This is a genomic window from Humibacter sp., assembly GCF_051954055.1.
In the GTDB taxonomy this organism is placed as follows: Bacteria; Actinomycetota; Actinomycetes; order Actinomycetales; family Microbacteriaceae; genus Humibacter.
In genome coordinates this window covers 63,241-83,474 of record NZ_JBQCIE010000092.1, presented here as the reverse complement: position 1 = coordinate 83,474, position 20,234 = coordinate 63,241, and the positions used below count along the sequence as shown (strand labels likewise).

Below are 20,234 nucleotides of genomic sequence, written 5' to 3'. Positions count from 1 at the left end.
ACCTATCGGCATCCGCTACAGACTTTTCGTGTAGCGATTGCCGGAAGCTGTAGCGACAAGCGGCGCGGAGTGGGTTCGTGGTCGCGTCGGGCCGGATCTGACAAGGTGGGAACACACCGCGAGCATCGGGAGGACGCATGTCTGACGGCGAGACCGATCGCAACGGACGACTCGTGCTGATCCGGCACGGCGAGACGCCGTGGAGCCGCGTCGGCCGGCACACCGGCGTCACCGACCTCACGCTCACCGAACGCGGTGAGCAGCAGGCGCGCGACCAGGGGTCCATGCTGCGCGGACACCACTTCGCCCTCGTGCTGTGCAGCCCACGGGCGCGCTCCCGCCGCACCTCCGCGCTCGCCGGCTACGCGCATCCCACCGTCGACGACGACCTCGTCGAGTGGGACTACGGCGGATACGAGGGCATCACGACCCCGCAGATCGTCGCCTCCCGCGACGGCCGACCGTGGGACCTGTGGCACGACGGCGTCATCCCCGGCCAGACGCCGGGGGAGACCGCCGAGCAGGTTCAGGCACGCGCTCAGAGCGTGATCGACAAGTGCACGCCGAGCCTGCTGAACGGCGACGACGTTCTGCTGGTCTCGCACGGGCACTTCCTGCGGATGCTGGCCGTCACCTGGGCGGGTCTGCCGGTCACCGCCGGCGCCGTGATCCGGCTCGACACCGGAAGCGTCTGCGAGCTCGGGTACGAGCACGAGCGGCAGGCGATCCTGCGCTGGAACTGCCCGCCCGACCCGCGAACCGACTTCAGCTAGCGGCCCGGGTCTCGTCGGCGTCGAACAGCGGCACCGTGAGCACCTGCTCGATGCGGCGGCGCACCACGGCGGGCATGTCGACGGATGCCGGATCCAGCAGCCACTGCACCTGCAGACCGTCCATCAGGGCGGTGAGCTCGATAGCGGTGTCGTCGATGTCCGTGTCGTCGTCGAGGTAGCCGGCGTCCTGGGCGCGACGAAGCGCACGTGCGGTGCCCTTGCGGATGCGCTCGTACCGCTCGATGAAGTACTGATGCGCAGGATGCGACGGGTCGCCTGCCTCGGCCGAGAGCACCGCGTAGAGGCCGATGATGCCGGGCACCTCGGTGTTGTGCGCCGCGAGGTCGACCATGCCGCGCAGGATGCCGAGACCGTCGGTTCCAGCCGACCCGTTGCGACGGAACCGCTCCAGGTCTTCCCGGTCGCGGGTGGCGAGCACGGCCTCGAGCAGCGATTCCTTGGTGGGGAAGTGGTGCGAGAGCCCTGCGCGGGAGATGCCGCATTCGGCCGCGATCTCGAGCATCGTGGCGCCGTTGAACCCCACGCGCCCGAAGAGCGCCGTGGCGACGGCGATGATCTTCTCGCGGCGCGCGCGACCGCTGGCATAGCCCTGCTCGGTGGATGTCATCCCCACCATTGTGCCGTCGCGCGACCGCTCGACGGCAGCACACACTCAAGAAACCGGCACTTTTGCAGATTTTTCCGAGAAAACCGGCAAGAGTGCCGGTTTGTCGTGTTAGCGTGTCCTCGGCCGCGCACGGATGCCGGTCGCCGGGACCCGACCCACGGGCATCCCGCCCGCTTCGACCAAGGACACGCCATGACAATGTCGTCAGACCCCATGTCGCCCTCAGGACCGACGATGACGGAGACCACCTTCATCGCCGTCGCCGATGGCAGCGACGACCCGCCGGCGCCCATCAAGGGCGTGGGGCGACTGCTCGGCTGGATCATCCCGGCCAACTTCGGCATCTTCCTCATCTGGGGTTCCGTGCCCGGCATCCTCCTGCCGCAGCAGCTCACGGTCATGAACGCCTCCGACAAGGTGGCGAACTTCACGATCGTGGCCACGATCGGAGCCTTCGCGGCGATGATCGCGCAGCCCGCCGCGGGTCAGATCTCGGACCGCACGCGTTCCCGGTTCGGTCGTCGCGCGCCGTGGATCGTGCTCGGCGCCCTGGCCGGCGGACTCTCGCTGGTGGGACTGGCGTTCGCGAACACCCTGGTCGGCGTCGCGATCGCGTGGACGCTCGTGCAGATCACCTACAACTTCGCGCAGGGCCCGCTGAGCGCCGTGCTTCCCGATCGGGTGCCGCTCGCGCGCCGGGGAACGTTCGCCGCACTCTCCGGCATCGGCCTCATGGTCGGCGCACTCGGCGGCCAGATCATCGGCTCGCTCTTCTTCAACAGCATCGCGGCCGGTTACGTCGTGTTCGCCGTCTTCGCGCTCGCGATGCTCGTTCTGTTCGTCGTGTTCAACCCGGATTACTCGAGCACCAACATGCGCAACGAGTCGTTCAGCTTCGGCGACTTCCTTCGCACCTTCTGGGTGAACCCGGTCAAGCATCCTGACTTCTTCTGGGCGTTCTCCGGTCGCCTCCTGCTCTACACGGGGTACTTCGGCGTCACGGGATTTCAGCTGTTCATCCTCACCGATTACCTGCACGTCGCGAAGCCGCAGGACGTCATCCCGCTGCTCGGCATCATCAGCATCGTGGGCACCATCGTCGCGACCGTCGTCTCCGGACCGCTCTCCGACAAGATCGGGCGCCGCAAGCCGTTCGTGTTCGGCTCGTCCATCGTCATGGCTGCAGCCCTGGTTCTGCCCTGGGTGTGGCCGACCTTCACCTCGTGGATGATCATGACTCTCGTGATGGGACTCGGATTCGGGATGTTCCAGGCCGTCGACACCGCGCTGATGAGCCAGGTGTTGCCCTCGGCGAAGTCGTTCGCGAAGGACCTCGGCGTCGTGAACATCGCCGCCACGCTGCCGCAGACCCTGGCACCCGGCATCGCCGGCGCGATCGTGCTCGGGTTCGGTTACGGCGCGCTCTTCCCCATCGGCATCGCGCTGAGCATCCTCGGCGCGTTCTGCGTCTGGTTCATCAAGGCCAGCAAGTGAGGCCGAATACTCGCCCGAATCGACCCGAAGAGGAGTGACATGACGAACGAAACCCTGCGCGACGTGCGCTTTCCGTATCAGGACGCGTCGCTGTCGATCGAGCAGCGGGTGGAGGATCTGCTCGCCCGCATGGACGTAGCCGACAAGGCCGGAATGCTGTTCCACACCATGGTGTCGTTCGGCGACCCCGCCGTCGGCAACCCGGTCTTCGGACTGCCGTCGGCGGTGGCGATGGTGCGCAACCGCCGCATGAACCACTTCAACCTGCTGGGCGCTGCGCCCGACGGGCGGGAGTTCGCGGCCTGGCACAACGCGGTGCAGCGGATTGCGCTCGAGTCGCCTTTGGGCATTCCGATCACGTTCTCGACCGACCCGCGCCACACCTTCAGCGACAATCCGTTCACGTCCATCCTGTCCGGCCCGTTCTCGCAGTGGCCGGAGACGCTCGGCTTCGCGGCGATCGGTTCCCCGGAGCGCCTGGAGCGTTTCGCCGACATCGCAAGGCAGGAGTACCTGGCCGTGGGCCTGCGTGTGGCCCTGCACCCGCAGATCGATCTGGCCACCGAGCCGCGCTGGTCCCGGATCAGCGGCACCTTCGGCGAGGACGCCGATCTCACCTCGCGCCTCGTCGTCGGCTACATCCGGGGATTCCAGGGCGAGAGCCTCGGCCCGGAGTCGGTGGCCACGATGGTGAAGCACTTCCCGGGCGGTGGCCCGCAGAAGGACGGGGAAGACCCGCACTTCGAGTGGGGCCGAGAGCAGGTGTATCCGGGCGACGCGCGGGACTACCACCTGAAGCCGTTCGTCGCCGCGATCGGCGCGGGCGCCACCCAGATGATGCCGTACTACGGGATGCCTGTCGGCACGGACTGGGAGGAGGTCGGTTTCGGCTTCAACAAGTCCGTCATCACCGACCTGCTGCGCGACGAACTCGGGTTCCAGGGCATCGTCTGCACCGACTGGGGCCTGCTCACCGACGCCACCGTGATGGGCACCGCCATGCCCGCGAGGGCGTGGGGAGTCGAGCAGCTGAGCCGCCCGGAGCGCATGCTGAAGGCACTGGACGCCGGTGTCGACCAGTTCGGCGGAGAGCTGTGCACGGACGTGCTGCTCGACCTCGTTGCGGAGGGCAGCGTCACCGAGGAGCGCCTCGACGTCTCGGTGCGACGACTGCTTCGGGAGAAGTTCGCGCTCGGCCTCTTCGACGACCCGTTCGTCGACGAGGACCACGCCGAAGCCGTCGTCGGCCTCGCCGACTTCGTGGCCGAGGGACTGGATGCCCAGAGCGACTCGCTCACGCTGCTGACCAACACCGGGGCCGTGCTGCCGCTGACCCGCGGCATCAAGGTCTACGCAGAGGGCGTGCACGCGGAAGCGCTCGCCGATTACGCGACGGTCGTGGAGACACCGGAGGAGGCGGATGCCGCCATCCTGCGCATCAAGGCCCCGTACGAGGGCGGCAAGGGCGGTTTCTCCGACCTGTTCCACTCCGGTTCACTGGAGTGGCCCGCCGAGGAACTGGCGCGGATGAAGACGATCGCGGGCACCGTGCCTACGGTCATCGACATCTACCTCGACCGGCCGGCCGTGCTGGGCGGACTGGAGACAGTGGCGGCCGCTCTGCTCGCCGACTACGGCGCGTCGGATGCCGCGGTGCTGCGTGTGCTGTTCGGCGAACGGTCCCCGCAGGGATCGCTGCCGTTCGATCTGCCGCGCTCGATGGAGGCGGTGCTCGCCAGCCGTTCCGACGTGCCGTTCGACACCGCCGACCCGGTGTTCCGGTTCGGTCACGGCCTGCGCTACTGAAGGGGCATCACGAAGCCTTCGCCTTCGCATGAGCCTTCGCGGCCGCCATCGCCTCGTGGAACGGGCGGCGAGGCGTAAGCACCGCTGATGTCGACGTGAGGTCGCGGCTCGCCAGGATATTGGCGAGCCATCCCGCGACGAGACGGATCCGCCGGCTCATGCTGGGCATCGCGAGCGCGTGGTACACCTTGTCGACCGCCCACGCCGGCCATCCGCTGAGCTGAACCCCCTTGATGACCGCGGCCCCCTGGTGCCTGCCGTAGCTGGCCAGCGTGCCGAGGGATTCGTGGCGGTACGGCATCGGCGGTTCATCCAGCAGCGCACCGAGCAGGTTGTGCGCGAGCAGGTTCGCCTGCCGCAGGGCGTTCTGCGCGTTCGGCGGATAGTACGAGGGCTTCGAACCCGAACTCGGCTTCGGCACCTGAGCATTGTCGCCGACCGCCCAGGCACCCTTCACGACGGAACCGTCGTCGCGCACCACCTGCAGACACTCGTTCGCCTGCGCGTGCCCCTTCGGGCCGGTGGGCACGCCGAACCGCTCGATCATGGGGCTCGGCGTGACACCGGCGGACCACACGATTGTGTCGGAGGGATGCGTGCTGCCGTCGCTGAGCTGCACGACGCCGTCCTCGCAGCTCTTCATCTCCGTCTTCAGAAGCACGCGGATACCTCGCTGCCGCAGCGTCTTCAGGGTCCACTGCGACAGGGGCTTCCCGACCTCCGCCGCGATCCGGTCCGCTGCCTCCACGAGCAGCCAGGTCATGTCGTGCATGGCTAGAGATGGGTAGGTGGCGACCTCCTGCCTCGCGAGTTCGTGGAGCTCCGCAATCGCCTCGACGCCGGTGTACCCGCCGCCGATGAAGACGAAGGTGAGCGCCCTCTCGCGTTCGGCGTCGTCTCTCGTGGTCGCGGCGAAACGGATGCGATCCAGCACGTGATTGCGCAGGTACACCGCTTCTTCCAGCGTGCCGAAACCGACGCCTTGCTCGTCGAGCCCTGGAATGGGCAGTGCCTTCGTGATCGAGCCGAGCGCGAACACCACGTGGTCGTACGAGAGGGGGCGCTCGACGCCGTCCTCGGTGTGTACGACCGCGGTGCAGGCATCCAGGTCGACCGCCATCGCCTCGCCCGCGATCACGGTGGCGTGCTTCAGCGCGCCCTGCAGCGTCACCGTGGCGTCGCGCGGCTGCGTTTCGCCGCCTGCGACCTCGGGGAGCAGCGGCTTGTAGGTGAGATACGGCTGCGGCTCCACCACCGTGACGCGCACGCGCCCCGCCTTCACCGCGTGACGCAGCCCTCTGGCGACGTGGAAGCCGGCGTAGCCCCCGCCAAGGATGAGGATGTGTGCCTGGTCTGTCATCGGTTCCGACCTCCGTTCGACGGAATGGACATGGGGCGGTCACTGGTGGGCGATTCGTCGGCGAGAAGATGGAAGCCGCTGCGCACGAGCGCGAAGTGGCTGAAGGCCTGCGGTGTGTTGCCCAGCTGGCGGTTGTTCTTCGTGTCCCATTCCTCGCTGAGCAGGCCGACGTCGTTGCGCAGCGTGAGGAGACGCTCGAAGAGTTCGGTCGCCTCGTCTTTGCGGCCGGCTCCGATCAGCGCGTCGACGAGCCAGAATGAGCACGCCAGAAAGACGCCCTCACCGCCCGGCAGTCCGTCGTCGGATGCCTGCGGCCGGTAACGCAGTACGAAGCCGTCCTCGGTCAGCTCGCGCTGGATCGCCTCGATCGTGCCGATCACACGGGGGTCGTCGCCAGGCAGGAAGCCGACGCGCGGGATCTGCAGCAGCGAGGCATCCAGATCGGTGCTCCCGTAGGACTGCACGAAGGTGTTCTTCTCGGCGTCGTATCCGTTTGTGAGGATGTCTTTGCGCACCTCGGCACGAAACCGCTTCCACTTGTCGACCGGACCCTTGAGGTTGAACTTCTCGCTCGCCCGCACCATGCGGTCCGCGCCGACCCACACCATGAGCTTCGACTGCGTGAAGTGCCTGCGCGGGCCGCGCATCTCCCAGAGGCCGTTGTCGGGCTCCTGCCAGATCTTCTGCACGTGCTCGATCAGGGCGCACTGAAGGTTCCAGGAGGCGTCGTCGCCGGTCCGCAGGGTGGCGCGGGTGAGCGCGAGTCCGTCGAGCACCTCACCCCAGACATCCAGCTGCAGCTGATCGGCGGCCGCATTCCCGACGCGAACCGGCCTCGAGTGGGCGTAGCCGCTGAGCCAGTCCAAGGTCTCCTCGGGCAGCCTGCGCCGACCGTTCAGCCCGTACATGATCTGAAGCTTCGAGGGGTCGCCTGCGACCGCACGCAACAGCCAGTCGCGCCATGCCTTGGCCTCGCTCGTATACCCGGCGGTGAGCAGGGACTGCAGCGCCAGCGTCGCGTCGCGCAACCAGCAGTAGCGGTAGTCCCAGTTGCGCGGGCCGCCGAGTTGCTCGGGCAGTGACGTCGTGGCGGCTGCGACGATGCCGCCGGTCGGAACGTAGGTGAGCGCCTTGAGCGTGATGAGCGAGCGTTGCAGCGCTTCGGCGTAGGGGCCGTGCACCTTGCTGGCGCGCGACCAGGTGTCCCAGTAGCCGTCGGTCGACTCCAGGGCGTTGAGGGCATCCACCGGCACGGGCGGGCGCAGGTGGCTCGGGTTCCAGGTCATGACGAACGGGATGCGCTCGCCCTCGTCGACCGTGAACTCGCTCACGGTCCGCATGTCTCGCCCCTTCAGCGGAGCGGGGGTGCTGATCGTCACCGCGTCGGGCCCGGCGACCGCCCGGATGCCCCGCTCGTTGCGCGTCACCCATGGCACGACGTGCCCGTAGTCGAAGCGGAGCGCCAGCTCCGACCGCATGCGAACCGACCCGCTGAGACCCTCGACGACGCGCACGAGATCGGCGACGTCGTCGCGGATCGGCATGAAGTCCGTCACGCGAACCCTGCCGTCCTCGGTGTCCCACTCGGTCTCGAGGATGAGCGTGTCCGGCCGGTACCTGCGACGGGTGGAGCGACCGGCGCCCTCGGGAGCGATGCGCCAGAAGCCGTTGTCGGAGGTGCCGACCAGCTTTCCGAAGCACGAGGGGGAGTCGAAGCGGGGGAGGCACAGCCAGTCGATCGATCCGTCGACACACACCAGGGCTGCGGTGTGCAGATCGCCGATGATCGCGTAGTCCTCGATCCGGGCGGACTCCTCCTTCGGCGCGGTGGTCTTCTTCGCTGTGTCCTCCTTGGCGGCGGCCATCGTCACAGGCCGACGCTCGACTGCATGATGCCGCCGTCGACGAACACCGTCGTCGCGGTGAGGTACCGGCCGGCGTCCGAGGCGACGAAGAGCACGGCGTCGCCGATCTCCGAGGGATCGGCCACCTTGCCGAGAGGGATGGCGTCTTCCAGCTTTTTGCGCTGCTCCGGATCGTTCAGCGTCTGAGTGTTGATCGGCGTCGCCACGGCACCCGGCGCCACGTTCACCACGCGCACGCCCTGGGGGCCGAGCTCGACGCCGGCCGTTCGGGTGAGCATCCGCATGCCGCCCTTGGCCACGCAGTACGCGATGTTGCCAGGCATCGGCCAGTCCTCGTGCACGGACGAGATGTTCACGACCACCCCGCCACCGCCCTGGGCGATGAACTGCTTCGCGGCGAGCTGAGTGCCGAAGAACGCGCTCTTCATGTCGACGGCCATGACGGTGTCGAACGCGTCCTCGTCGGACTCGATCAGGCTGTGCCGCTTCTCGATGCCCGCGTTGTTGACCATGATGTCGAGCCGCCCGAACTCCCGAACGGCGGCATCGATGAGCGACTGGATGTCGGACGGCTTCGAGACATCCGCCTCGACGCCGATCGCCTTGCCACCGGCCGAGGTGATGTCTTTGACGAGGTCGGCGGTGTCGTCCGGCCGGGCCACGTAGTCGATCACGACGCTCGCGCCCTCCCGTGCGAGCACCTTGACGATGGCCTCGCCGATTCCGCTGTTGCCGCCCGTGACAATGGCGGTCTTGTCTTTCAGTTGCATCTGATCGCTTCCGTCCAATCCGTCTCTTCGGCGTTCGCGAGGAACGCGATGTTCGCGATGGAACCCTTCGACTCGACCACTTCACGGCCGTCGCCGCAATCCTGTGCGCAGCCGATCGATGAGTGATATGGGGAGCGGATCCGCTGGACGCAGGGCACGGACGGCGATGCCGCCGCTCCCTGAGGCTTCAGACAGACGCGGGTCTCCGATCCGCTCTGACCGTGTTCGGGATACGCCAAGGGTGTGATGATCACGATGACGGGAGGACTCATGGGGATGAACGTCGCGGTCCGATCGCGCGAGCGCGTCCTGGTGGTCATCACGATCGCGCTGGTCGTCGTCTACGTGCTGATCGACGTCGCTCTCGGCATCCTGCGGCCTGACTACAGCATCGTGAGCGACTTCGAAAGCGACTACGGTCGCGGCCGGTTCGCGTGGCTCATGGACGTGAACTTCGTCATTCGCGGCGTGCTGTCGGCGCTCGCGCTGATCGTGCTCGTCAGACGTGGAGTCGCTCGAACCTGGATCACCGCGCTGTTCGGCATCTGGGCCGTGGCGTCGGCACTGCTCGCGTTCTTTCCGACGGATGTCGCCGGGCTGCCGCGAGTGCCGAGCGGACCCGTTCACCTCGCGCTGGCGTTCATCGGATTCGTCGCGGTGGCGATAGCGACGCTCGCCATGTCGTTCGCGGTCATCCGGCGGCAGGCCGCCTCTCAAGGCTCGGCGGTCGGTCTGCTGGTCGTCGCCTCACTCGGCATCGTGTTCTTGCTCGCACTCGGTGGCGCCGTGGCTTGGCAGGCATCCGGCATGGTGGAGCGCCTGTTCCTGCTCAGCCAGCTGGTGTGGACAGCGTGGGCCGTTGCGGCCACGCACCCGCTCGAGCGCTGAGCTCAGATCTCGTACGTGTCGCCGGGCTGCAGGCCGAGGTAGCGGCCGCCGCCCTGCTCCGTCGCCCATTGGATGCGGGCATCCGCCATCTGCTTGCCGATGACCGAGTTCACCATCTCGTGCGTGGAGAACGAGTGCTTGGGCTTGAGTCCCAGCACGTAGTCGATGAACTCGGAGGCCTTCAGCCACGGCGCCGAGGACGGCACGGCGAGCACGTCGATCTCGGAGAGGTCCGGCGCGGCGAACGAGTCGCCCGGGTACACCAGCTTGTCGTTCACGATCACACCGACGTTGTCCACCACCGGGATGGAGGAGTGGATGACCGCGTGCTTTCCGCCGAAGAACCGCAGCGTGAACGGCTCGACCTCGACCGTGTCGCCCGCGTGCACCACGCGCACGGAGAAGTCCGAGGCGGCCTTCGCAACACCCTCCGGCGCGAGGATGACGGCGTCCGGACTCTGATCGAGGATGCGCCTCAGCTGCTCCGGCGTCCAGTGGTCGGCGTGCTCGTGCGTGATGACCACGGCCACCGTGCCGATGGCGTCGGTGATCGGCGTCGTGAACGATCCGGGATCCACGAACAGCCTGGCGCCGTCGTCTTCGAGGATGAGCGCCGCGTGCTCGAGCTTCGTGAGTTTCATGCACCCCATTCTGGTCCCCGTACTCTCGGCCCGCGGGGACGGATCCGGGGCTGGAGTCCGACATAATCGGGGGCTATGAGCGCGCAGCCGGGCAGCGTTGCACTGCCTGCAGTGCAACGCATCGCTGTTGCGATCAACCCGCAGGCGTCGTTTGGCCGAAGGCGCGGAGCCGGACCGGCCGTCGTCGCAGCGCTGCAGGCATCCGGTCACGAGGTCGTCGTGCTCGCCCAGCCGAACTACGAGTTGCTCCGACGGGAGACGTCGCGGGTCATCGAGGAGGGTGGTGCGGACGTGCTCGTCGTCGTCGGCGGCGACGGCATGGTGAGCCTGGGCGTGAACATCGTGGCGGAGACCGACGTCGGGCTCGGGATCGTGGCCAGCGGAACGGGCAACGACATGGCCAGAACGCTCGGCCTGCCCGTCGACGACACGGATGCCTCGATCGCCGCCCTGCAGAAGGCGCTTGCCGATGGGCCTCGCCGCATCGACCTCGGCCGCGTGCGTCACGGAGCGTTGACGACCTGGTTCGCGTGTGTGCTCTCCGCCGGTTTCGACGCCGTCGTCAACGAGCGTGCCAATCGCATGGCGAGACCGCGAGGCGCCCATCGCTACACGATCGCGATGGTGCGGGAGCTGCTGTCGTTCCGGCCGGCGAGGTACCGCATCGTTGTGGACGGCCTTGCGACGACGACGGAGGCGATGCTCGTCTCGGTGGCCAACGGGCGCTCGATCGGAGGCGGCATGAAGATCGTTCCGGATGCCGAGGTCGACGACGGACTGTTGGACCTGTTCGTGGTCGACCGGATGCCCAGACACCGCTTCCTGCGCGTGTTCCCTCGCGTGTTCCGCGGCGAGCACACAGCATTGCCCGAGGTGCACATCACGCGCGCCCGCACCGTCTCCGTCGACGCGGAGGGCATCGTCGCCTACGCCGACGGAGAGCGAATTGGACCGCTGCCTGTGGAGGTATCGGTCGCGCCGGGCGCGCTCCTCCTGTATGCGTAGAACGGCCGGGCCGGGTCGGTACGAGCGCGAGCGGGACGATTTGAGCGCGCATCGAGCCGTATGGCATACTCGATGAGTTGCCTTTCCGGCACGAACGGCCCCATCGTTTAGCGGCCTAGGACGTCGCCCTCTCACGGCGGTAACGCGGGTTCAAATCCCGCTGGGGTCACACATCACGAAACCCGGTTCCCTTCACTCGAGGGGAACCGGGTTTCGTGTCTGTGCGGTAGCATCGCCCGCCTGCGGTCACGGGTCGCGGCGCAGCAGAGGGGGAGTGGCGGATGCATGAGGTCGAGGGGCATGGCGGGTCCGGTCGCGTGAGCGGGAGCCTTCCCCGCGGCGTTCGGCTGGCATCCGAGTGGGCGTGGCGGTTGCTCGTCATCGTCGCCCTGGCCGGGGTGGTCGTCTACCTCGTCGTCGTCTTCCAGGACATCGTGGTGCCGCTCATGGTGGCACTCCTCGTGTGCGCGCTCGTCGCACCGACGGTCGGAACGCTCCGGCAGCACCGGTGGCCGAAGTGGCTCGCGATCGTCGTGTGTCTGGTCGCCCTGGCGGCGATCCTCGGCGGGCTCGTGCTCCTCATCGTCTGGCAGGTGCGCGTTGGGCTTCCACAGCTCGAACGGGAGTCGGTGGCTGCGTACAACCGGGTGCGGGATGCCCTCAGGCAGCCGCCGTTCAGCATCAGCGACCACCAGCTCGCCGGCTACCTCTCACAGGCCGGAGCCTTCCTGCAGAAGGACTCGGCGACGATCCTCGGTGGGGCGCTCAAGGTGGGGACAGCGACCGGACACGTGCTCACCGGATCGTTGATCGCGCTGTTCGCGACCATCTTCATGCTCATCGACGGTCGAGGCATCTGGAACTGGATCGTGCGGATCTTCCCGAGGTCGGCGAAGCCCGGCCTTACCGCGGCGGGCGAGGCGGGTTGGCGCACACTGACCAGCTTCGTGCGGGTGCAGATCCTGGTCGCCATCGTGAACGCGGTCGGCATCGGCCTCGTCGCGTTCTTTCTCGGGCTGCCGCTGGCGGTGCCGATCGCGGTGATCGTGCTGCTGGCATCCTTCATCCCCGTGATCGGTGCGATCGTCTCCGGCATCGTCGCCGTTGCGATCGCTCTCGTCTTCGGCGGACCGATTCAGGCGGTCATCATGCTGGCCGGCGTGCTCGGCGTGCACCTGCTGGAGGCGCACGTGATGCAGCCGCTGCTGGTCGGCGGTGCGGTGAAGGTGCATCCGCTCGCGGTCGTCGTCGGCGTCGCCGCCGGCACCGGGCTGGCCGGAGTGCCGGGAGCGCTCTTCGCCGTGCCGTTCCTCGCGGTCGCCAACGCGATGATCACCGCCATGCTGCACTCGCACGATCGCCCAGCACCGATCGACGAGCACGGCGAGACCGAGACGGCACCGCACCACGAGAGCGAGGTCACGGAGCCGCCCGGCGGCGACTAGCCGTCACTAGTGGACGCTTGTGGTCGCTCTTGGCGGGCCTCACGCGACATGAAGCGTCCACAATTCTCCAGACTCCACGCGCTGGGGCGAGCCCGTCAGCGCCGAGGGCCGGTCAGCGTCACCGGCGGCACGAGCTCGGCCACCCGTTCGCGCACCCACCACACGTGGTCGCGGCGGAGCTCTTTCCAGCTGGAGAACCGGTAGAGGTATAGGGATGCTCGCACCATCGCCGGGCGCTCCGTGCCGAAAGGAGCCTTGCGGAGCATCCGCAACGTCGCGGGGTCTGCCTCGAGCAGCTTCTGCAACAGCGGATAGAACCAGCTCTCGCCACGCGAGCCGAGTGCGAGGAACCACATCAGCCAATCGAGCCTCAGGTGGTACGGGGCGAACTGTCGGGGCCAGTAGTGCGGATCGCCGGGCTTTCCCTTGAACTCGTACTCGCGCCAGACGGCCGTAGCGCGATCGGTGGAGTCGGTGGCCTCGACGACCACCTCGTACCGCTCCTTCGTCACCGAGCCGAACGCGCCGTACGCGTTCACCAGGTGCCACCTGTTGAAGCTGGCGTTCATCAGCTGATGCCGCGAGAACAGGTTCTTCAGCGGCCACCAGCTCAGCCAGAGAAGCAGCAGTCCGACGACGCAGATGATCACGAAGAACCAGATGGGTGTCACCAGGTGGTCGGTGTGTGCAGGCATCGCCGGGATCACGAAGTGGGCGACGGGATCGGAGATTGCGGCGAATGCCAGGATGATCGTCAGCACATTGAGCCACGCGAAGTTGCCGGATGCCACGAGCCACAGCTGGGTGAGGATCACGATCGCGGCCGCGATGCTCGCCACCGGCTGCGGGGCGAAGAGGAAGAACGGCACGATCAGCTGCGCGAAGTGGGTGCCCAGCACCTCCACCCGGTGCGCCCAGCCGGGCAGGTGGTGGAAGAACCAGCTGAACGGGCCGGGCATCGGCTGCGTCTCGTGGTGGTAGTTCAACGCAGTGAGATCGCGCCACGAGCGGTCGCCGCGGATCTTGATCATGCCGGCGCCGAACTCGAGCCGGAACACGAGCCAGCGGAAGAAGACGATCATCACCCACGGCGGCGCCTGATCGTTCGCGCCGAGGAACGCCGCGGCGAAGCCGGCCTCGAGCAGAAGGCTCTCCCATCCGAACGAGTAGAACGTCTGGCCGATGTCGACGATCGAGAGATAGCCGAGCCAGATGAGCAGGAACGCGACCATCGGCGCCCACGACGGTGCCAGCTGGGGCAGCCCGGCGACGAGGGATGCCGCGACCAGTGCGCCGATGCCCGCCACCCACCGCAGAAGCCGGTCGGAATACCGCCACCGGAACAGGGTCGGCGAAAGCCGGTCGCCCATGCGACGGATGAACGTGGGCGCCGGCTGCAGGCCATGCTCGCCCAGCAGCACTGGGAACTGGGAGAGCGTCGAAAGGAACGCGACGAGGTAGACCGCGGCGATGCCCCTCTCGAGCACCTGCCGCGCCAGCTCATACTCCGTCGCGTCGAACCAGCCCATACGTTTCCCCACGTTAGGCGCGCGCGGCGCTCTCGCCCAGGGGTCGCCAGGGGTGCAGGGTCGTCGGGTACCATGGGATGCGCGAGGGGGAGTATCCCAGCGGCCGCGTTATCGGCCGTGCGTACGTTCGTCATCACGAGCATCCTGTGTTGGAAGAACATCGACACGAGGGCTCCGGGCGTGCAGCGTTTCAGGCGCGGGAGAGACTCTCGTCGCGATCGCGTACCCGCGTCGTGACGAGACCTCCGAAAGCTTGGCTCAGACCCGCATGACCGCGCTCCCGCTCTGGTTCGAGATCACGTCGATCGTCGTGCTCTGCCTCATTCTCGCCGCCGACCTGCTGCTGGCGCTCAAGCGCCCGCACGTTCCGAAGCCCGCCGAGGCGGCCATCTGGATCGGCTTCTACTCCGCGTTGGCGGTGATCTTCGCCCTGCTGCTGTTCTGGATGGGCGACTCGGAACACGCCGGGCAGTTCCTGGCCGGCTGGCTCACCGAGTACAGCCTGAGCATCGACAACCTGTTCGTGTTCATCGTGATCATGGCCAGGTTCGCCGTTCCGGTGCGCTACCAGCAGGAAGCACTGATGGTCGGCATCCTCATCGCCCTCGTGCTGCGAGCGGTGTTCATCGTGGTCGGTGCGGGACTCATCGACAACTTCAGCTGGATCTTCTACCTCTTCGGGGCCTTCCTGCTCTACACGGCATACACGCAGGCGTTCGGCCATCCGGAGCACGAGGGCGACGAGGATTCCGGCTTCGTGCGTTTCGCCCGCAAGCACCTGCGGGTACACGACGAGTTCAACGGCGCGAAGCTGCGGATCACGGTCGACGGCAAGCGGCTCTTCACGCCGATGATCCTCGTGATCCTGGCGCTGGGCACCACCGACCTGCTGTTCGCGCTCGACTCCATTCCGGCGATCTTCGGCATCACCACCAGCCCGTTCCTGGTGTTCGCGGCGAACGTCTTCGCCCTGATGGGCCTCAGGCAGCTCTACTTCCTGCTCGGACACCTCGTGCAGCGCCTCGTGTACCTCAAGTACGGCATCGCCGCGATCCTCGTCTTCATCGGCGTCAAGCTCGTCTTCCACGCGCTGCACCAGAACGAGGTGCCCTTCATCAACGGCGGGCATCCGGTCGAGTGGGCGCCGGAGATCGGCACCTGGGCGTCGCTCGGATTCATCGCCCTCGCCATGCTTGTGGCTACCATGGCAAGTCTGACCAAGATGTGGGTAGATCGCCGGTCTGCGAGCGCTCGGGAGGCGAGCGGTCCGGAGGTCGGATCGGCGCGTCGTGTGGGAGAGCACGAGAGTACAAGGCAGGAGAACGCGTTCGGTGAAGCTGACGCTGGCGGTGAGCGCTCGCACTGACGCGGGTGCGGTGCGCGCGGTCAACGAAGACGCCGTGCTGGCACGCGATCCGCTGTTCATCGTGGCCGACGGCATGGGCGGACACGCGCGGGGGGACCTCGCGAGCAGCACCGCCGTGCGCGTCATGGGCGAGCGGATCCCTGAGGGCGCGTCCGTGACGCCCAACGACGTGCTCGACGCGATCGCCGCGGCCAACGAATCGGTTCGCTCCCTCTCGACCGTCGACGCATCGGGCATCGCGGTGGCCGGTACGACCCTGGCCGGAATCGTGGCGGTGGACGGCAGCGACAACGGTGCCCGCTACTGGATGATCGTCAACATCGGCGACTCCCGCGTGTACAGCTGGGACGGCGCGCGCCTCACACAGTTGAGCGTCGACCACTCCGCGGTGCAGGAACTGCTCGACGCGGGCGTGATCAGCCCCGCCGAGGCTGGCGGGCATCCCGAACGCAACGTCATCACCAGGGCGCTCGGCGCATCCGACGACGTCGACGTGGACGTGTGGATGCTGCCCGCCGGGGGAGAGCAGACGTTCCTGATCTGCTCCGACGGCCTCAGCAAGGAGCTGGCGGACGAGGAGATCGCCGCGATCCTGCGTGAGAACCCGCATGATCAACGCCTCGCCGACGTGCTCACGGACGCCGCGATCGCTGCAGGCGGACGCGACAACGTGACGGCGGTGATCGTCTCGTCGTGGCCGACCCCGGCGGAAGCCGACCAGGACACCGACTCTCGACCCGAGCAACGCCAGTACCTCGAGGACACCCGCCCGCGCGTCTGAACGACGACTCCGAAGCGACCGACCCGAGCGACATGAACTCTCACGACGAAGATCGAAGGATGACCAACGTGATCACAGCCGAACCCACAGCCCCCGGCGGCTGGCTCGCCGCCGTGATACCCGGACGCCTCGCCGTGGTGCACCATCCCGAGCCCGATGCCGCGTTCGCCGCGCGACTGTGGGCCGCGCTCAGCGACCCAGACGGCATCCGTCGCGTGCTCGACGACCTCGCCCGCAACGGTCTCACCTCGGTGCCGGACTTCGTGCTCGCCGAGTGGGAGGAGTCGGGCGATGCGTTCCACGGGCGCTTCATCGTGCGGGGCGGCGCCGGAGTCGTCGTGGAGACCGCGAACGCCAGCGAGGACATCACGGCGAACGGCGTCTCGACCTGGGTGGAGCGGCTGGTGAGCGGTGTACGCGGGTTCCGCGTGGAGTGCGTTCCGGCGCACCCGGCCGCAGGTCCGGCCTTGCCGCTCGTGGAGGGTGCCGCATGGGTGAGCGCGGTGTCGTTCGGCAGCGCCGCGGGCTCCTCCGGAGATGTGTCACGGAGTTCGGCGAAGCGGGGGCAGGCAGCGCCGATGGAGGACCTCGACCGCACGATCGCCGACCTCGAGGTCACGGTCGCCGGCGAGGATGCCGCTGAGCCGGCTGCCCAGCCCACTCCGGCCGCCGAGCCCGCCCCCACCGCGGAGGTGCCCGCGCCGCAGGAGGCCGCTTCGCCGCAGGAGGCCGCGGGGCCGCAGGCATCCACTGCCCAGGTGCCGAATGAGACCACCGCGTACGACCACCTCTTCGGCGCGACCATGATGCGCAGCGTGGAGGATGCGGCCGCCCGGCCGGAGGCCGAGGATGCAGAGGTCGCTGCAGAGCCCGCGCCGACCGTGATCCCTCCGCTTCCGCCGGCTACCACGGCGGCATCCGCTCCCGAACCGCCCATGCTCGGCGACCACGACGGCCTCACCGTGCTGAGCGGCGACCTCAAGGCGATGCGCGACGCTGTGGCATCCGCTCCGGCCCGCGCAGAAGCGCAGCCCGAGCCGGAGCCCGCCGGTTCCGCCGATGACGGCGGCTTCACGCTTCGGCTGCCCGACGGACGCACGGAGCCGATCGACGGCATGGTCGTCGTCGGCCGTGCTCCGAGCGTGAGCAAGATGGGCGGCGGCAGAGTGCCGCGCCTCGTGACCGTCGACAGTGCCGAGCACGACATCTCGCGCAACCACGTGCAGCTCACGGTCGAAGGCGGAACCGTGGTGGTGACCGACCTGCACTCCAGGAACGGAACCATGATCGCGCTGCCCGGCAAAACGCCGCAGAAGCTGCGGGCGGGCGAACCCACGTCGGTGATCGCGGGCACGGTGATCGACCTCGGCAGCGGAGTCACGCTGGGCGTCGTGCCGGCATGAGCAGGCGCGTCGCATCCGAGGCGCCCGAGCTGCCCGGCTATAGCTACGAGCGGTTGCTCGGTTCGGGCGGCTTCTCCGACGTGTTCCTCTACGAGCAGAAGCTGCCGCGGCGCAAGGTCGCCGTGAAGGTGCTGCTCACCGATCAGCTCGACCAGCAGTCTCGCGCCCACTTCGTCGCCGAGGCGAATGTGATGGCTCAGCTTTCGGCGCATCCGTACATCGTCACGATCTACCACGCCGACGTCTCTCAGGACGACCGCCCGTACTTCGTCATGGAGTACTGCTCGGGGCCGTCGCTCGGTGAGCGGTACAAGCGTGAGCGGTTCGGCGTCGAAGACGCACTGCGCATCGGTGTGCGAGTGGCCGGGGCGGTCGCAACGGCGCATGCGGCGGGCATCCTGCACCGCGACATCAAGCCCGCGAACGTGCTGACGAACGACTTCGGCTGGCCGGCGCTGACCGACTTCGGCATCTCATCGACGCTCGAGGACGAGCTGCCCATCCACACCACCACGACGCTCTCGCGGCTGCCGAGCACGGGTGCCAGCGACACCACGTCGCGGCAGTCCGTCGGGCTGTCCGTGCCGTGGTCGCCGCCGGAGATGTTCGAGGACGACCCGAAGCCCGACGTGCGCAGCGACGTGTTCTCGCTCGCCGCGACCATCTACACGTTGCTGGCCGGGCACACTCCGTTCGAGGTCCCCGGGCGGTCCAACGGCACGCTCGACCTGATCGGCCGCATCGAGCGCGGCGCGATCACTCCCTTGAACCGGCCGGATGCCCCGCGCACGCTGGTCGCGGTGCTCGCCAAGGGCATGGCGTCGCGCCGGGAGGATCGCTTCGCGTCCCCCGTCGACTTCGCCAGGGCGCTGCAGCGTGTCGAGCTCGAACTCGGATACTCGCCGACCGGCATCGAAGTGCCGAACCTCGCCGTGGCATCCTCACGGCCGGATACGGACGGCGCCGACCCGGCCGATGAGACGAGAGTTCGCCAGGTGGCCACGGTCGTCGCCCAGCCTCCCGCGCCGCGCCCGAGCTCGCCGGCCCGTGGCCCCCAGCCCGCACCGCCGGTGCCGGTTCGCGTCTCGTCGCCGCCGAGCGCGGACTCCACACGACTGCGCGACGTGCAGCCCGTGCAGGCGCAAGCGCCGGTCGCGAATGACGCGACCATCATCCGGCCCGGCGAACACACGGTCATCCGGCGAGCACCCGCGGTCGCACCCCAGGCTGAGCAGAACTCGGAACCCGCCACGACCGAGACGCCCGTCACGACCGACGAGCAACAGACGGATACGCGGGCCGTGCCCCGGCGCACCGCCATGATCGCGGGCATCGCCGCAGCCTGTGTGCTGGTGGTCGCCGGCGGCATCACGGCCGCAGCACTGCTCATTCCGCACGGCTCGCCCGGCACCACGCACACGGATGCCCCCGGCAGCGACGACGGGCAGATCAACGTCTCGTCCGTGCCCGACCCCACGCTTGGCACTGTCGCGCGCAGCGCCGACGGCACGAGCGTCACCTTCACATGGAAGAACCCCAAGCCGAAGCAGGGCGACCAGTACCAGTGGCAGGAGGAGGGAACGACGCACGGTCCGACCAGCACCGACAAGCCGCAGGCGACCGTCACCGGCCTCGCACCAGGCTCGGGCGTGTGCATCGACGTGGTCATCGTGCGCGACGGGCGCACGTCGCCGAACCCGCTGAAGGCGTGCTCGTCATGAAGTCCGTGACGATCGAGTTCTGCGGCGAGGAGTACCGGGTCGACAGCCCAGGCGACTTCACGATCGGCCGCGAATCCGACCTGACGCTCGACGACAACCCGTACCTGCACCGGCGCTTCCTGCGCGTGTTCGACGAGCACGGCATGTGGTGGCTGGCGAACGTGGGAACCCTGCTCACCGCGACCGTCACCGACGGCACAGGGGGAGTGCAGGCATGGCTGGCACCGGGCGCTCGCCTCCCCATCGTGTTCGAGACCATGCACGTGATGTTCAGTGCAGGACCGACCACGTACGACTTCACGATCCAGAACGCCGACGACCTCTACACGACCTCGCGCATCCTGCAGGAGAGCGGCGGATCGACCACGATCCTGCCGGTCGCCCTCACCACGAGCCAGCGCCAGCTGATCGTCGCGCTCGCTGAGGGTGTGCTCAGGCAACAGGTGCCCGGCAGAGCAGAGGTGCCGACGTCCGCCGATGCCGCGGCACGGCTCGGCTGGTCGCTCACCACGTTCAACCGCAAGCTCGACAACGTGTGCGACAAGCTGGACAAGCTCGGCGTTGCCGGGCTGCGCGGCGGCGCGGGCAAGCTGGCGACCAGCAGACGAACCCGACTGGTGGAGTACGCGGTCGCCACCCACCTGGTTTCAGCCGAGGATCTTCCGCTGCTCGACCGCGACGAGGCATCCGGATAGCGATTCTTCGTCCCGCAAACAGGGGTGTGTTACCTTTTACGCGCTCCGGGGGCGACGACCTGGG

The 20,234-nt window shown here is 68.0% G+C and carries 17 protein-coding genes and 1 tRNA gene; 12 read left to right on the top strand and 6 right to left on the bottom strand.

Annotation, left to right across the window (positions count from 1 at the left end; all coding sequences use genetic code 11):
• Positions 1-137 precede the first annotated feature (137 nt).
• Positions 138-773: a histidine phosphatase family protein gene (locus ACTHNC_RS10275; RefSeq protein ID WP_440294503.1), complete on the top strand. Its 636-nt coding sequence runs from the start codon at positions 138-140 to the stop codon at positions 771-773.
• Here the strand turns inward: ACTHNC_RS10275 and ACTHNC_RS10270 are convergent.
• Complete coding sequence (locus ACTHNC_RS10270) at positions 766-1,401, bottom strand: TetR/AcrR family transcriptional regulator (protein ID WP_440294502.1); 636 nt, start codon at positions 1,399-1,401, stop codon at positions 766-768. The two genes, ACTHNC_RS10275 and ACTHNC_RS10270, sit on opposite strands and share 8 nt — an antisense overlap.
• Before the next feature lie 234 nt (positions 1,402-1,635).
• On the opposite strand from ACTHNC_RS10270, the gene ACTHNC_RS10265 reads away from it, so the two are divergent.
• Together ACTHNC_RS10265 and ACTHNC_RS10260 are read left to right on the top strand one after the other, a co-directional pair.
• A complete protein-coding gene (locus tag ACTHNC_RS10265) occupies positions 1,636-2,895 on the top strand; it encodes an MFS transporter (protein ID WP_440294501.1) in 1,260 nt (419 codons plus the stop codon).
• Positions 2,896-2,934: 39 nt separating this feature from the next.
• Positions 2,935-4,701 carry a glycoside hydrolase family 3 protein gene (locus ACTHNC_RS10260; protein ID WP_440294500.1) on the top strand — a complete coding sequence of 589 codons (1,767 nt, stop codon included), beginning with the start codon at positions 2,935-2,937 and terminating at the stop codon, positions 4,699-4,701.
• Positions 4,702-4,708: 7 nt separating this feature from the next.
• Here the strand turns inward: ACTHNC_RS10260 and ACTHNC_RS10255 are convergent, their stop codons facing one another.
• From ACTHNC_RS10255 to ACTHNC_RS10245, 3 genes are read right to left on the bottom strand one after another with little or no spacing between them, the layout of a single operon-like run.
• A complete protein-coding gene (locus ACTHNC_RS10255; RefSeq protein ID WP_440294499.1) occupies positions 4,709-6,061 on the bottom strand; it encodes an NAD(P)/FAD-dependent oxidoreductase in 1,353 nt (450 codons plus the stop codon).
• Entirely contained in the window at positions 6,058-7,926 is a 1,869-nt protein-coding gene (locus tag ACTHNC_RS10250; RefSeq protein ID WP_440294708.1) for a glycoside hydrolase family 15 protein, read from the bottom strand. Before ACTHNC_RS10250 ends, ACTHNC_RS10255 begins: the two co-directional genes overlap by 4 nt.
• A 2-nt stretch (positions 7,927-7,928) precedes the next feature.
• Positions 7,929-8,696, bottom strand: coding sequence for a glucose 1-dehydrogenase (locus ACTHNC_RS10245; RefSeq protein ID WP_440294498.1), 768 nt, complete (start codon positions 8,694-8,696; stop codon positions 7,929-7,931).
• 246 nt (positions 8,697-8,942) lie between these two features.
• Between ACTHNC_RS10245 and ACTHNC_RS10240 the strand changes: the two genes are divergently transcribed.
• Positions 8,943-9,584, top strand: a complete 642-nt coding sequence (locus tag ACTHNC_RS10240) for a DUF998 domain-containing protein (RefSeq protein WP_440294497.1) — start codon at positions 8,943-8,945, stop codon at positions 9,582-9,584.
• A 2-nt stretch (positions 9,585-9,586) separates the two neighbouring features.
• Here the strand turns inward: ACTHNC_RS10240 and ACTHNC_RS10235 are convergent, their stop codons facing one another.
• A complete protein-coding gene (locus ACTHNC_RS10235; protein WP_440294496.1) occupies positions 9,587-10,225 on the bottom strand; it encodes an MBL fold metallo-hydrolase in 639 nt (212 codons plus the stop codon).
• 75 nt (positions 10,226-10,300) lie between these two features.
• Between ACTHNC_RS10235 and ACTHNC_RS10230 the strand changes: the two genes are divergently transcribed.
• The 3 genes from ACTHNC_RS10230 to ACTHNC_RS10220 all read left to right on the top strand — a co-directional run bounded on the left by ACTHNC_RS10230 (position 10,301) and on the right by ACTHNC_RS10220 (position 12,675).
• Positions 10,301-11,230, top strand: a complete 930-nt coding sequence (locus tag ACTHNC_RS10230) for a diacylglycerol kinase family protein (RefSeq protein ID WP_440294495.1) — start codon at positions 10,301-10,303, stop codon at positions 11,228-11,230.
• 96 nt (positions 11,231-11,326) lie between these two features.
• Positions 11,327-11,399, top strand: a tRNA-Glu gene (locus ACTHNC_RS10225).
• A gap of 112 nt (positions 11,400-11,511) precedes the next feature.
• On the top strand, positions 11,512-12,675 hold the full coding sequence (locus tag ACTHNC_RS10220) for an AI-2E family transporter (protein WP_440294494.1): 1,164 nt from the start codon (positions 11,512-11,514) through the stop codon (positions 12,673-12,675).
• Positions 12,676-12,770: 95 nt separating this feature from the next.
• Here ACTHNC_RS10220 and ACTHNC_RS10215 read toward each other — a convergent pair whose 3' ends face one another.
• On the bottom strand, positions 12,771-14,204 hold the full coding sequence (locus tag ACTHNC_RS10215) for a lipase maturation factor family protein (RefSeq protein ID WP_440294493.1): 1,434 nt from the start codon (positions 14,202-14,204) through the stop codon (positions 12,771-12,773).
• A 268-nt stretch (positions 14,205-14,472) separates the two neighbouring features.
• Between ACTHNC_RS10215 and ACTHNC_RS10210 the strand changes: the two genes are divergently transcribed.
• The 5 genes from ACTHNC_RS10210 to ACTHNC_RS10190 all read left to right on the top strand — a co-directional run bounded on the left by ACTHNC_RS10210 (position 14,473) and on the right by ACTHNC_RS10190 (position 20,170).
• Entirely contained in the window at positions 14,473-15,570 is a 1,098-nt protein-coding gene (locus ACTHNC_RS10210) for a TerC family protein (RefSeq protein WP_440294492.1), read from the top strand.
• The gene (locus ACTHNC_RS10205) at positions 15,536-16,351 is read left to right on the top strand and encodes a PP2C family protein-serine/threonine phosphatase (RefSeq protein ID WP_440294491.1); all 816 of its coding nucleotides are present in this window, start codon (positions 15,536-15,538) and stop codon (positions 16,349-16,351) included. Before ACTHNC_RS10210 ends, ACTHNC_RS10205 begins: the two co-directional genes overlap by 35 nt.
• A gap of 68 nt (positions 16,352-16,419) precedes the next feature.
• Positions 16,420-17,754, top strand: coding sequence for an FHA domain-containing protein (locus ACTHNC_RS10200; RefSeq protein ID WP_440294490.1), 1,335 nt, complete (start codon positions 16,420-16,422; stop codon positions 17,752-17,754).
• The gene (locus ACTHNC_RS10195; RefSeq protein WP_440294489.1) at positions 17,751-19,475 is read left to right on the top strand and encodes a protein kinase domain-containing protein; all 1,725 of its coding nucleotides are present in this window, start codon (positions 17,751-17,753) and stop codon (positions 19,473-19,475) included. Before ACTHNC_RS10200 ends, ACTHNC_RS10195 begins: the two co-directional genes overlap by 4 nt.
• Positions 19,472-20,170 (top strand): hypothetical protein, encoded by a 699-nt coding sequence (locus tag ACTHNC_RS10190; protein WP_440294488.1) that lies wholly within the window; start codon positions 19,472-19,474, stop codon positions 20,168-20,170. Before ACTHNC_RS10195 ends, ACTHNC_RS10190 begins: the two co-directional genes overlap by 4 nt.
• Positions 20,171-20,234: the final 64 nt, after the last annotated feature.